A 12990-nucleotide genomic window follows, 5' to 3' on the forward strand; every position below is an offset into this window, starting at 1 on the left:
CCCGGAGGCGCTAGATGCGGAAGAGGTGAGAGGTGATCGGCGTCACATCCGTCTGGGGTCACACACACCCCGAGAAACCGACCTCTATAGGCGTCCCTGAAATCGGGGCGGCGAAACATAGACGACGATCGCCGGTTAGCCAAACCGGCGTTTCTCCGGACCCTTGATGTACGAGCCGGACGACTGGAAGGACAAGCGTCGTCCGCGCCGGACGCTGCGGCGGCAAGAACGTCCCCGAAACCGTCCGCACGCACCCCAGGGTGTTCCTCACCCTCACCGCCCCCTCCTTCGGCCCCGTCCACAACCGGACCACCAACAAGGACGGCAAGTCCCGCGCCTGCCGCTGCGGCACCCACCACCCCGAGGGAGCCCCCGAACTCGGCACCCCGCTGGACCCGAAGACGTACGACTACACCGGCGCCGTGCTGTGGAACGCCCACGCCGGAGCCCTGTGGGCACGCTTCACCCTCAACCTCCGCCGCGCCCTGGCCGCCCACTTCCGCATCACCCAGAAGGACATGAAGCAGCTCCTGCGCGTCTCCTTCGCCAAGGTCGCCGAATACCAGCAGCGCGGCCTGGTCCACTTCCACGCCGTCGTCCGCTTCGACGGCCCCGACGGCCACAACAGCGCCCCGCCGGCCTGGGCAGGCGTGGACGACCTGCGCACCGCCATCGCCACCGCGGTCAAGAACACCACCCTCACCGTGGCCTCCGACACCATCGGCGACCAGGAGATCAAGTGGGGCAAGAAGTTCAGGGCCGACGAGATCACCGCCCTGGGCAACGGCGAACTCACCGACGCCGCCGTGGCCGGGTACGTCGCCAAGTACGCCACCAAGAGCGCCGAGGACTCCGGCACCGTGGACCGGTCCCTGATCTGCCGGACCTGCTCCGGCCGGGGCACGGTCGGCGGACGGGTGAAGGACCTCTGCCCCGACTGCGGTGGCACCCGACAGGCCGAACCCCTCCGGGACCTGCCCGTGCACCGGCACGTCCGGCAGATGATCCGCACTGCCTGGGACCTGGGCGGCCTGCCCGAATTCGCGGACCTCAAGCTCTGCAAGTGGGCCCACATGCTCGGCTTCCGCGGCCACTTCTCCACCAAGCCCGCGCCTACTCCACCACCCTCGGTGCCCTGCGTGACGTCCGCCGTGCCTGGCGCCTCGCCCAGGCCGACGCCGCCCGCGTCCGCGCCGGCCACCCCGCACCCGCCCCGGACACCGTGCTCGTCACCGAGTCCTCCTGGGCCTACCCCGCCTCCGGCTACCGCCCCGGCGAAGAACTCCTCGCCGCTCAGGTCCGCCACGACATAGCCCACGCCGCACGCCTCAAGCACGAAGGGCTGGTGCCTGCATGACGACCGCCGTGCTCACGGTGGACCAGGTCGCCGAGCGTCTCGGCATCAGCCGCTGGAAGGTCCACGACCTGATCCGCTCACGCGAACTTGCCTCCTTCAAGATCGGCCGCTGCCGCCGCATCAGCGAAGCCGCGCTTGACGCCTACGTATCCCTCCGCACCGAACAGGAAGCCGCCTGATGGCCAAGCCGAAGAAGAGCGCCAACAACGAGGGCACCATCTGCCCGCCGCAAGGACGGCCGTTGGGAGGGCAGCGCGTACGTCCTGACGACGGATGGCACGTACAAGCGGCGCAGCGTCTACGGCAAGACCTGGGACGAAGCTCACGAGAAGCTGACCAAGCTCAAGGCCGACTCGCTCAGCGGCCTTCCGGTGGCCACCAGCAAGATGACGATCGCCGAGTACCTGGCGTACTGGCTGGCGAGTGTCGCCAAGACCAAGGTCCGCCCGACGACCTACGTCAAGTACGAATCCCTCGTCCGGAACTACGTCACCCTGGAGTTCGGCAAGAAGAAGCTGGTCCGGCTCACCGCCCGCGACATCCGCGCCTTCCTCATGAAAACGGCGGCCACCTGCCAGTGCTGCGCGCAGGGGAAGGACAAGAAGCGGCCGGAGCACAAGCGGCGCTGCTGCGCCGTCGGCAAGTGCTGCAAGAAGCTCCCCTCGGACCGGACCGTCCGCTTTCTGCTGGTGATCCTGCGTGCCGCTCTCCAGCACGCCGTACGGGAGGACGAGCTGCCCCGCAACGTGGCCCGGAACGTGGAGCTGAGCATGGGCACCAAGCGCGAGATCGAACCGCTCACCGCTGCGGAAGGGCGTCGGCTCCTGGCGGCGGCCCGGGAAAACCGGCTCTGGGCCGCGTACGAGCTGGCGGTCCGCATCGGGCTCCGGCGGGGTGAGCTGCTGGGGCTGCGCTGGTCGGACGTGGATCTTCTCGACGGGGTTCTGACCGTCCGGCAGGCTCTTCAGCGTGTGGGCGGCGAGCTGCTGATCGTCGCGCCGAAGACGCAGCGCTCGGCCCGGCGCGTCGCACTGCCGGCCGAGTGTGTGACCGCGCTCCGTGCCCAGCGGGTCCAGCAGATCGCCGACCAGAAGGCCGCGGGCCACAACTGGAAGGGGACGGGGAAGGGGCTCGTCTTCACGACGAAGAACGGGACTCCCATCGAGCCGCGCAACCTGAACCGGTCCTTCGAGGCCCTGTCCGCCCGCGCCGGCGTCCGCAAGGTCCGCTTCCACGACCTGCGCCACACGTGCGCGTCCCTGCTCCACGAACAGGGCGCCGACGCCCGCATGATCATGGAGGTTCTGGGCCACAGCTCGATCCACGTGACCATGGACATCTACACCTTCGTGCGGCTGGACTCCCAGCGCTCCGCCTTCGACCGCGTCGGGGACGCGCTGAGGGGTGACGGCAACGGGCCGGACGATGACGACGGCGCGGCCGGTGTCCCCGTAGCCGTCTGATCGGCTCCCGAAGGCGGTTGCCGTCAAACACTGCCGTCAAGGCAAAAGCCAGAGGCCCTGTGGATCACTCCACAGGGCCTCTGGTCTGCTGTGCACTCGGCAGGATTCGAACCTGCAACCTTCTGATCCGTAGTCAGATGCTCTATCCGTTAAGCTACGAGTGCTTGTGCTTCCGGGGTTTTTTCTGCCCCGTCGGCGTTGCGAGAACAACATTACATGACCTGCGCCGTGAGGCGAAATCCGTTTCCCTCACCCGCTCTGAGCTGGGCAAACGCCCCCTGGGGCGCAGGGCCGGCCCCGGCGGGCCGCCGTCGGCGTCCGCCCCCGAACGCGACCGGACACGACCGAAGCCCCGGTCGCGTACGACCGGGGCTTCGGGCTCAACGTGCGGAGGCGGAGGGATTTGAACCCTCGATGGGCTTTAAGGCCCAAACCGCATTAGCAGTGCGGCGCCATAGACCGGACTAGGCGACGCCTCCAGCTTGCACACCTGCGCGAGCGCGGGGGTGCGTGCAGATGATGACACAGCCAGGCGGGGTGCCACCAATCGCGTCCTCCACGGTACTAGTCGCGCGGCCCGCAGAGCAAAGCGCGCCCGGCCCCCGCAACGTCACGTGGCGGACGGCGTTAAAGACGGTGGGTCCGTCCGTCGGCCCAGACGTTCATGCCGCCACTCCGACCTCCGTGGAGCCCTCATGCTGCGCCGCCTCGTTCTCACCGCCACCGCCTCCGCCGCCGCGCTCTCCGCCCTGCCCCTCCTCTCTGTCACCGCACACGCCGCCACGCCCGCCCCCGGTCCGACCGACCGGCTCACCATCGCCGTCTCCGACTCGGGAGGCGACGGCGAGGGAACGTACGAACTGACATGCCACCCCACCGGCGGCACCCACCCGGCCGCCAAGGAGGCATGCGCGCGGCTGGACGAGGTCACGGTCTATGGGACCGACCCGTTCGCGCCCGTGCCGGCCGACAGGATGTGCACGATGCAGTACGGCGGCCCCGCCACCGCGCGCATCACGGGAACCTGGCAGGGCCGCCCGGTGGACGCGACCTACAGCCGAGGCAACGGCTGCGAGATCTCGCGCTGGGACAACATGGCACCGGTGCTGCCCCGCGCCTCTCGATGACGGTGACGCCGCCTCTACTGAGGCGCGACGGCGCCGTTCTGCGGGCGGTGTCCTCCACCCTCCCGTGACCAGGCAGTACTGAAAACTCACATCTTCTGCGTGCGACCTCCCTCTCATCCGGCGTCGCGCGGGCAACCACTCCCCGTAGACTCCCTCCCGTGACACGCCACGGGCCGAGGGGCAAGATGGTCTGAGCGGGTCGGCAAGCAGCGGTAACCAGGGAGGAAGCGTCGTCGTGAGCAGCAGGCCATCCCGAGGCGCTGCTCGCCTCGCAGCCATACTCGACGCACTTCCGGACGCGCTGGTGCTCGTCAACGCCAACGGCACCGTCGTGAACGCCAACGCGATCGCGCTGGAGGCGTTCGAGACGCCGGGCACCGCGCTCGTGGGGCGCGGTCTGCTCGATCTGCTACCGGAGTTCGACTCCCGGCTGATCCCCGGATCGATGCGGCGTCCGGACACCATCGACGAACGCGGCCGGACGAAGCCCACGCGCATGACGGCGCGGCGCACGGACGGCACCGAGTTCCCCGTCGAGGTCACCAGTTCCCCGCTGGAAGACGGCCGGCACGCGTACGACAACCACGGATACACCGGCGACGAGCTGCTGATGCTCGTCGTGCGCGACCTCTCGGGCACCGTGGACACCGAGGCCGAGCTGGCGCGTTCGCAGCGGCAGACCGAGATGATCCTGCGGGCCGCGGCCGAGGGCGTCGTCGGCACGGACACCGACGGACGGGTCGTCCTCGTCAATCCGGCCGCCGCGCAGATACTGGGCTTCCGGGCGAGCGACCTCGGCGGACAGGAACTGCACTCCCTGGTCCTGCACTCGCGCGCCGACGGCGAACCCTTCCCCTACGAAGAGTCCCCGCTCGCGGACACCCTCCGCTCCGGGCGCAAGCACCGGGTGCGCGGGCAGGTCCTGTGGTCCAAGAGCGGCGCCAAGGTGCCGGTCGACCTGACGACGTCCCCGGTGCGCGACGGCGACCAACTGGTCGGCGCGGTGATGACGTTCACCGACCGCAGGCCCTACGACGAACTGGCCGAGAAGTACCAGGCCGCTCTCACGCGGCACGCCGAGGAAACGCGTGCCCTCACCGAGCGGCACGCCGAGGAGATCAAGGCGGCGGAGGAGCGGCGCGCCGAGGAGATCAAGGCCGCCGAGGAGCAGCGCGCGGAGGCGCTCGCCGCCGAACAGGAGCGGTACGCGGCGCTCGCCGAGCGCGAGAAGGACCGCTTCGAAGAGCTGGCCGAGCGTGAGAAGACGCGGTACGAGAGCCTGGCCGCGCGGCACGAGCAGCTGCTGGCCGTCCTCGGCTCGTCCCTGCGCGGGCCCCTCGACGAGCTGCGTCGCGAACTGGCCGCGCTCGCCGCCGACGACGCGGGCCAGCTGTGGCCCGAGGCCAACCAGGTCCTGCATCACCTGTCCGCCGGGTACGCGCGGATGACCACGCTCGTCGACAACGTCCTCGGCTTCCAGCGGCTCGACGCGGGCGACGAACAGCTCTCCCGTACGCCGGTCATGCTCGACGCGGTCGTCGCCGCCGGTGTGGAGGGCGCGGTCGAACTGATCGGGCCCGGGCGGGCGCAGTTCGCGGTGCACGCGCCGCCGATGGAGATCGTGGTCGACGCGGGGCGGCTCGCCACCGCGGTGGCTCATCTCGTCGCCGACGTGGCGGGGATCGACGCGACGGGCAACACGCGCGCGGACGCCGGTGTCGTCGCGGCGGGCGGTTACGTCGACTCGACCATCGTGGTGGCCGCGGCCCAGCGCGGCGAGGTCGTCCGCATCGAGGTGCGGGGCCCCTACGCGGGCGGGGACCCGGTGCACGAACCGATCGTGCGGGGCATCGTGCGGGCCCACGGAGGCGTGCTCCAGACGCACGAGGTGCCGGGTATGAGCGGCAGTGCGTACGTTCTTGAGGTTCCGATGGGGGCGGGCTCGGGCTCGGGCTCGGGCTCGGCGGAGGCTTCGGGCTCCGCGGGTTCTGCAGGACCTGCGGGTTCTGCGGGTTCTGCGGGTTCTGTGCGTTCTGTGAGTTCTACGGAGAGGGCCGTTTCGGGGCGCGCTGTCGCCCTGCCGGGTGCCGCTGTCACGTTGCCCGAGCAGGCGTCGGGTGCTGTGGATTCCGGTGCCGGCGCTGTTGCCGGTGCCCGTGCCGGTGCTGGCGGTGCTGCGGGTGGCGGGCGACGGCGTGCTCGGCGTCCCTCTACGGACTCCTTCTTGGAGAGCGGTGTTCCCAGTGCCACGGGGGTCACGGGGGTCACGGGTGCCACGGGATTCTCCGGCGGTACGGAAGACGCGGCGGCCGCCGCGCCGACCGGTACGGGCCGGCGCAGGGGACGGCGCGCGGCAGAGGCGGCCGGTACTGCCCCCGGGAGCCTGGACACCCTTGGGGGCGACTCCCCGGGGGCCGAGCCGGGGGTGGGTCCGTCGACTGGCTCCGCGGCCGGCTCTGCGAGTGGCTCCGCCAGCGGCTCTGGAGCGCAGGCGCAGTCTCCGGAGACGATCGGTGGCGCTTCGGGCGGTACCGGACGGCGGCGCGGGCGGCCGAGTGCCGCCGAAGGCGAGGAGGGTTCGGCGGGCTCTGTCGGCTCCGTCGGCTCGGTGGTGACGGCGGCCGAACACGCGGCCGGGTCCGCGGCGTTGGGTCAGACGGTGCCGCCACAGGGCGTGCCGGTTCCCGCTGCCGGGACCGGACGTCGCGCACGGCGGGCCGGTGAGCAGCACGCGCTGCCCGCGCTGGCCTCGGGCCCGTCCGAGGCCCCCGGCGCCACCCCTGGCACGGAACTCGCCGCGGTGGAGGCCGGCGACGCCGCGCGCCCCTCGGGACGGCGGGCGCGACGCGCGCTGGCCGCGGCCAAGGAACGGGCCGCCGCCGAGGAAGCCAACAACGGCCGCGTCTTCGCACTGCCCCCGGCCGCTGCCGACCGTGACGCGTCGGGCCAAGAGCCGGTCGCCCAGGAGACGGCGAGCGCCTTCGGCCACGCCGTGCTGAACCAGGGCGCTGTGGTCGGGGGCCAGGGCGTGGTGGACCAGGGCATCATGACCCCGGCAGGCGTGAACCCGGCAAGCGTGAACCCGGCGGGCATGAACCCAGCGGGCATGAACCCGGCAGGTGCTACCCCAGCAGGCGTGGCCCCCGGTGGCACGGCTCAGGGGCAGGCTCAGGGGCAACCCCAGGTTCAGGGTGCCGCGGGCCAAGGCCGTGTCGGGCACGCCGTGGTGAACCAGGCCGCCGTAAGCCAGGTCGCCGCCCCGGAGGGCACAGGGCAGCACGCCACGGCCCCGCACGGCCCCGCCGACGACCACACCCCGCCGCAGCCGCACCCCGCGCAGGCTCCGACGGGCCACCGCCGATCCCGCCGCCCGATCACCACGGACCCGGCGACTTCGGAAAGCCCGGCAGCCTCGCAGGCTCCGCAGATTCCGCAGGCCACGCGGACCTCCCAGGCCCTGGAGGCACCAGCAGCCCCCGGCATGCCGCCGATCACGCCTGCCCCCGCAGCCCCGGCCACCCCGCCAGCTCCCGCGACCCCGGCAGCCCCGGCAGCCCCCGCTCAGGGAACTCCCGCCCACGGAACCCCCTCCGCACCCGGCGCCCCGCAGAGCCGCCCGGCTGCCGAGGCCGGGCCGCTGCCCGCGCCGCAGCCGTGGCCCGACAGCACCACGCCCGCCGGTGGCGTGCCCACCCAGGGCAACCGTCACTCCGCGGGCACCCCGGCGCAGGGCATTCCGTCGCCGGCCTCTGCCTCGCCCTCGGGCACGGCGCTTCCCCCCGAGCGCGGCCCCCAGGCACGCGCCGCCCAGCCACTCCCCGCCGAAGCCGGGGCCGGCGGGACCGGTGGACCCGGCGGGACCGGAGCCGCTGCCGACCCCAACTCCACGCAAGGGCGCGCCTTCAGCGTGCGTACGCTCGGCCAAGGCGTACCGTTCGGCCAGCAGATCGCCGAGCAGCAGGGCCGGCAGGCATCGCAGCCTCCGTCGCCGCCCCAGGCCACGCAGCACACGCAGCCCGCGGCGGGCCCGATGCCGCAGGCCCCGGCATCGCCCGCGCAGGAAGGCGCCGCGGAGCCGCCGCAGCAGGCCGCCCAGGCTGCCGCCCCGGCCGCCCCGCAGTCGCAGCCCCCCAGCGGTTCCGGCCGCAGGCGTCGCCTCGCCACGCCTCCCGAGCCCGCGGGTGCCGAGCGCCCCGAGACCGCGGCGCGCCCGCACCCCCAGCCGCACACCCCGCCCCCGGCGCACCCCCAGTCGCGTATCGCGGCCGCCACGGAGGGCGCAGGACGTTCGTACGCGATCGGCGCCCCGGACGAGGACGCGGACGAGGGCCCGGAGCCGCTGGACGGCCCCGGCGGCGCGGTCGAGGTCTCGAACCGGCCCCAGCCCCAGCCGATGGACGACGAACTGCCCCCCGAGCCGCTGGACAATCCGCGCCGCCTCCTGGTGTGGCCCGCGCCGGACGTCACCACCCAGCAGGCGCTCAGCGACCGTGGCTACCGTCCCGTGATCGTGCACTCGCGCGAAGAGGTCGACGCCCAGATCGCGGCGTTCCCGGCGGCGCTGTTCGTGGACCCGCTGACCGGACCGATCACGCGCACGGCGCTCCAGTCGCTCCGTCAGGCCGCGGTGGCCGCCGAGGTGCCCGTGCTGGTCACGGCGGGTCTCGGCCAGGCGACACGCGAGGCGGCGTACGGCGCCGACCCCGCCGTACTCCTGAAAGCCCTCGCACCGCGTGACAGCGAACAGCACCCACCGCGCGTCCTGCTCATCGAGGAGCACGAGGAGATCGCGCTCGCGCTGACCTCGACTCTGGAGCGGCGGGGCATGCAGGTCGCACGGGCCGCGAGCGACGCGGACGCGGTGACGCTCGCCGCGCAGATGCGGCCGAACCTCGTGGTGATGGACCTGTTCCAGGTGCGGCGCCGCAGGGCCGGCATCATCGACTGGCTGCGCGCGAACGGGCAGTTGAACCGCACCCCGCTGGTCGTCTACACCGCCGCCGTCGACGAGACGGAACTCCCGCGCCTGGCGGCAGGCGAGACGGTGCTGTTCCTCGCGGAGCGCTCCACGAGCACCGAGGTGCAGAGCCGCATCGTGGACCTGCTGGCGAAGATCGGCACCAACTGACGCCGGACGGGGTTCACGGGTCAGTCAGTGACGCGGCGGCAAATCGGGCTGTGACGACGCGGCGGCACGTCAGGCAGTGATGACGCGGCGGCGAGCCATGCGGTGACGACGCGGCGGCACGTCACGCGGTGATGCGGCGGACCGCCGCCTTGAGGGAGGCACGCAGCCGTTCCCGCTCGCCGTCCCCGTCACCTACGAGGACGCGCCGCATCTGCGGCACCGCCGTGGCCCAGCCGGCCAGCGCGACCACCATGAAGAGCAGATGGGCGGCGGGGATCTCGTCGCTGATCACGCCCCGGGCCTGGGCGTCGGCGAGCACGGACACCTTGCGGTCGTAATGCTCCCGCCGCTCCTGCTCGTCGGGAAGCTCGTCCGTGCCGTACTCGATGCCCTCCCAGAAGAGCAGGCGCAGCAGTTCGGGATGGGCGGCGTGGTAGTCCATCAGCCGGTCCATCCAGCCGTCCATGTCGTCCGCGTCGACCGGGTTGGCGACGGCCATGTCCAGCATCCGCTTCTCCAGGACCTGGGTGAACAGCTCCGCCTTGTTGCCGAAATAGGCGTAGATGAGCTGTTTGTTGGCCTTCGCCTGACTCGCGATGCGGTCGATGCGGGCGCCCGCGATGCCGTACCGGGCGAACTCGGCGACGGCCGCGTCGAAGATGCGCGCCTTGGTGGCCTCGGGGTCTCTCACTGCCATGGACCCAGGGTAAGCGAACTCGTTCGGGTAACCAACTGGTTGGTTGCTTGACACGGGCGCCCAGGTGGACGCAGACTCATTTCCAACCAACTGGTTAGTTGTGAGTCGATTGCCGGTTGGCTGTCAGTAGTTGTCTTTTGACTGTCAGTAGTTGTCAGTTAGTCGTCAGTTAGTCGTCACGCTGTCGCAGGCACCCGAAGGAGCCCACACCCTGATGCCCCACACCCCTACGTCCCTGAAATCGGCTCCCTCCCCAGCGGCGGGTCCTGCGCATGCGACCGTCGCCCCGGGGGCGCCCGGTCGGCGGCCGCGCCGCTCCGTCCCGCCCGGCCTCTTCCTCGTCCTCATCGCCCTGTGCACGGCCGTGACGGCCGCCAACATCTACCTCGCCGCCCCGCTGCTCCCGCTGATGGCCCGTGACTTCGGGTCGACGCCGTCGGCCGTCGCGTGGATCGCCTCGGTCGCCCAGTTCGGATACGCCGCCGGGCTGCTGTTCTTCGCCCCGCTCGGGGACAGCGTGAACCGCCGCAGGCTCGTCGCGGTGCTCTCCCTCGTCACCTCGGGGGCGCTCGTCCTGGGCGCGGCGGCCACGGAGGCGGCCATGCTCGCCGCCGCCGTCCTGGTGGCGTCGGCCGCGACGGTCGTACCGCAGCTGCTGGTGCCGCTGGTCGCCGAGCGGGCACCCGCGCACCGCAGGGCCAGCCATGTCGCGGCCCTCATAGCCGGGCTCTTCACCGGCATCGTCGCGGCCCGTGTGCTGGGTGGCCTCGTCGGCCAGGCGTTCGGATGGCGTTACGTCTTCCTGGGCGCCGCCGCGCTCACGGCCTTGCTCGGCCTCGCCTCGGCCGCTGTACTGCCGACCGAGAACCGCCGCAGTTCAGGGCCGCTCTTCGCGGGCCTCGCCCGTCTCCCCGGCGTGGTGCGCGGCTCCGCCGAGCTGCGCCGCGCCTGCATACGCCAGGGCGGGATGTACGGGGCGTGGAGCGCGCTGTGGACCTCGCTGGCGCTGCTCCTCACCGGGCACGGCGGCGACGGCTATGGGATGACGACCGCGACGGCGGGCCTGTTCGGGCTCTTCGGCCTCGCGGCCAGCATCGTCGCGCCGCTCGCGGGCAGCCTCGTGGACCGCTTCGGCGCCGCGAAGGTCGTCGCGTACGGCTACGCCCTCGCGGCAGTCTCGGTGCCCTTGTTCTGGCTGGGCGGCGGGGAATTGTGGGCCTTGTGCGCGGCGGCCGTCGCCATCCACATGGCCCTGGTCTCCAGCCACGTCGCCAACCAGACCCTGGCGCTGACGACCACCTCCACCCCGGCGGTCGCCAACACCGCCTATGTGGTGGCCGGGTTCACGGGCGGCGCCCTGGCCTCCGCTATCGCGGGCACTGCGTTCACCCACTGGGGGTGGACGGGCGTGTGCGCAGTCGCCGCCCTCTGGCTCGCGATCAGCTGGGCGACGACTGCGATACCGGCCCGCAAGGCCCCCGGCTTCAGAGCCGCGTGACGTCCAGTTCCCCGTCGGCGTACTGCCTGCGCAGGACCTTCTTGTCGAACTTGCCGACGGAAGTCTTCGGGACGGCGGGGATCACCGCCCAGCGCTCGGGGAGCTGCCACTTGGCGACGCTGTCGGCGAGGAAGGCGCGCAGAGCCTGGTAGTCGGCGGTCGCGTTCTCCCTCAACACGACTGTGGCGAGCGGGCGTTCGCCCCACTTCTCGTCGGGCACGGCCACCACCGCGGCCTCGGCGACGTCCGGGTGGGACATCAGGGCGTTCTCCAACTCGACCGACGAGATCCATTCGCCGCCCGACTTGATGACGTCCTTCGCCCGGTCGGTGAGGGTCAGGAAGCCGTCGGGGCTGATCACCCCGACATCGCCGGTCTTCAGCCAGCCGTCCTCGCTGAACTTGTCCTCGGGCCTGAGGGACTCGCCGCCCGCGCCGCCGTAGTAGGCGCCCGCGATCCAGGGGCCGCGCACCTCCAGCTCACCGGCCGACTCGCCGTCCCAGGGCAGATGCTCCCCTCCGGGGCCCACCAGGCGCGCCTCGACGGACGCCGGGAAACGGCCCTGCGTGAGCCGGTAGCCGAACTCCTCCTCGGTACCGATCGCGTGGGCAGGCGGGCGGGCGACCGTGCCCAGCGGGGACGTCTCGGTCATGCCCCAGGCGTGGCAGACCCGCATGCCGAGGCGGTCGAACGCCTCCATCAGGGAGGGCGGGCAGGCTGACCCGCCGATGGTCACCTGCCCGAGCGAGCTGACGTCCCGCGGCTTCGCGGTCAGCTCGGCGAGCAGGCCCTGCCAGATGGTGGGAACGGCGGCCGCGTGGGTGGGCCGCTCCGTCTCGATCATCTCGGCGAGCGGCGCGGGCTGGAGGAAGCGGTCCGGCATCAGCATGTTCACGCCGGTCATGAGGGTGGCGTGGGGCAGCCCCCAGGCATTCACATGAAATTGCGGGACTACGACAAGGGAGGTGTCGGCGTCGGTCAGCCCCATCGACTGCGTCATGTTGACCTGCATGGAGTGCAGATAGATGGAGCGGTGGGAGTAGACGACGCCCTTGGGATCGCCGGTGGTGCCGGAGGTGTAACACATGGCGGCCGCGGCGCGCTCGTCCAGCTCGGGCCAGTCGTAGACGGTGGGCTTACCGGCGAGCAGTTCCTCGTACTCATGCACCCGCATCCGGGCATCCGCCAGGAGGGAGCGGTCACCGGGTCCCGAGACCACGATGTGCTCGACCGTCGTCATCTGCGGAAGCAGGGGTGCGAGCAGGCCGAGCAGGGAGCCGTTGACGATGATGACGCGGTCGGCGGCGTGGTTCACGATCCATGTCAGCTGCTCGGCGGGCAGCCGCAGATTGAGGGTGTGGAGGATGGCGCCCATGCAGGGCACCGCGTAATAGGCCTCGACGTGTTCGGCGTTGTTCCACATGAAGGTGGCGACCCGCTCGTCGTCCGTGACGCCGAGGTCCTCGCGCAGGGCGTGGGCGAGTTGGGCCGCGCGCTCACCGATCTCCCGGTAGCTGCGGCGCTGCGGAGCGCCCTCCCCGGTCCAGGTGATGACCTGCGACGTCCCGTGCACGGTCGAGCCGTGCCGGAGGATGCGGGTGACGGTCAGCGGTACGTCCTGCATCGTGCTCAGCACGGCGTCCTCCTGGGGCGACATCGCCTACGCGGCGGTAGGGGTTGCGCTGATTCTGCGCGCATACCGCTTGGTATGTCACTACTC

Annotated in this window: 7 protein-coding genes, 2 tRNA genes and 1 pseudogene; 6 read left to right on the forward strand and 4 right to left on the reverse strand. The window is 71.7% G+C overall.

Translation table 11 applies throughout. The annotated features are described in order from the left end of the window. Positions 1 to 197 precede the first annotated feature (197 nt). The 3 genes and pseudogenes from ACOBQB_RS28095 to ACOBQB_RS28105 form a co-directional block, all read left to right on the forward strand. A pseudogene (locus tag ACOBQB_RS28095) lies at positions 198 to 1357 on the forward strand (replication initiator); the annotation flags it as partial. Next, on the forward strand, positions 1354 to 1536 hold the full coding sequence (locus tag ACOBQB_RS28100; protein WP_019324615.1) for a helix-turn-helix domain-containing protein: 183 nt from the start codon (positions 1354 to 1356) through the stop codon (positions 1534 to 1536). The pseudogene ACOBQB_RS28095 and the gene ACOBQB_RS28100, both read left to right, overlap by 4 nt. A 192-nt stretch (positions 1537 to 1728) precedes the next feature. Continuing rightward, complete coding sequence (locus ACOBQB_RS28105; RefSeq protein ID WP_423595421.1) at positions 1729 to 2820, forward strand: site-specific integrase; 1092 nt, start codon at positions 1729 to 1731, stop codon at positions 2818 to 2820. A 91-nt stretch (positions 2821 to 2911) separates the two neighbouring features. Here ACOBQB_RS28105 and ACOBQB_RS28110 read toward each other — a convergent pair. Both ACOBQB_RS28110 and ACOBQB_RS28115 read right to left on the reverse strand, forming a co-directional pair. Further along, positions 2912 to 2984 (reverse strand) — tRNA-Arg (locus ACOBQB_RS28110). Positions 2985 to 3208: 224 nt separating this feature from the next. Beyond that, a tRNA-Ser gene (locus tag ACOBQB_RS28115) sits at positions 3209 to 3299 on the reverse strand. Positions 3300 to 3515: 216 nt separating this feature from the next. Between ACOBQB_RS28115 and ACOBQB_RS28120 the strand changes: the two genes are divergently transcribed. Next, positions 3516 to 3947 carry an SSI family serine proteinase inhibitor gene (locus ACOBQB_RS28120; RefSeq protein WP_423595423.1) on the forward strand — a complete coding sequence of 144 codons (432 nt, stop codon included), beginning with the start codon at positions 3516 to 3518 and terminating at the stop codon, positions 3945 to 3947. Between the two features lie 235 nt (positions 3948 to 4182). Beyond that, positions 4183 to 9075, forward strand: a complete 4893-nt coding sequence (locus ACOBQB_RS28125; RefSeq protein ID WP_423595425.1) for a PAS domain-containing protein — start codon at positions 4183 to 4185, stop codon at positions 9073 to 9075. A 121-nt stretch (positions 9076 to 9196) separates the two neighbouring features. On the opposite strand, the gene ACOBQB_RS28130 is transcribed toward ACOBQB_RS28125, so the two are convergent. Beyond that, a complete protein-coding gene (locus ACOBQB_RS28130) occupies positions 9197 to 9772 on the reverse strand; it encodes a TetR family transcriptional regulator (protein WP_423595427.1) in 576 nt (191 codons plus the stop codon). Positions 9773 to 9986: 214 nt separating this feature from the next. Here ACOBQB_RS28130 and ACOBQB_RS28135 point away from each other — a divergent pair, with 214 nt between their 5' ends. Further along, complete coding sequence (locus tag ACOBQB_RS28135) at positions 9987 to 11270, forward strand: MFS transporter (protein WP_423595429.1); 1284 nt, start codon at positions 9987 to 9989, stop codon at positions 11268 to 11270. On the opposite strand, the gene ACOBQB_RS28140 is transcribed toward ACOBQB_RS28135, so the two are convergent. Next, positions 11257 to 12906: a long-chain fatty acid--CoA ligase gene (locus tag ACOBQB_RS28140; protein ID WP_423595431.1), complete on the reverse strand. Its 1650-nt coding sequence runs from the start codon at positions 12904 to 12906 to the stop codon at positions 11257 to 11259. The genes ACOBQB_RS28135 and ACOBQB_RS28140 overlap by 14 nt on opposite strands. Positions 12907 to 12990: the final 84 nt, after the last annotated feature.

Origin of the sequence: Streptomyces sp. G5(2025), assembly GCF_049542075.1 — a bacterium.
Lineage (GTDB): Bacteria > Actinomycetota > Actinomycetes > Streptomycetales > Streptomycetaceae > Streptomyces.

What these genes read in the sequence shown, in the direction of transcription:
- ACOBQB_RS28100 (WP_019324615.1), top strand. Translation starts at nt 1,354, where the DNA reads ATGACGACCGCCGTGCTCACGGTGGACCAGGTCGCCGAGCGTCTCGGC.
- ACOBQB_RS28120 (WP_423595423.1), top strand. Translation starts at nt 3,516, where the DNA reads ATGCTGCGCCGCCTCGTTCTCACCGCCACCGCCTCCGCCGCCGCGCTC.
- ACOBQB_RS28130 (WP_423595427.1), bottom strand. Translation starts at nt 9,772, where the DNA reads ATGGCAGTGAGAGACCCCGAGGCCACCAAGGCGCGCATCTTCGACGCG.
- ACOBQB_RS28135 (WP_423595429.1), top strand. Translation starts at nt 9,987, where the DNA reads ATGCCCCACACCCCTACGTCCCTGAAATCGGCTCCCTCCCCAGCGGCG.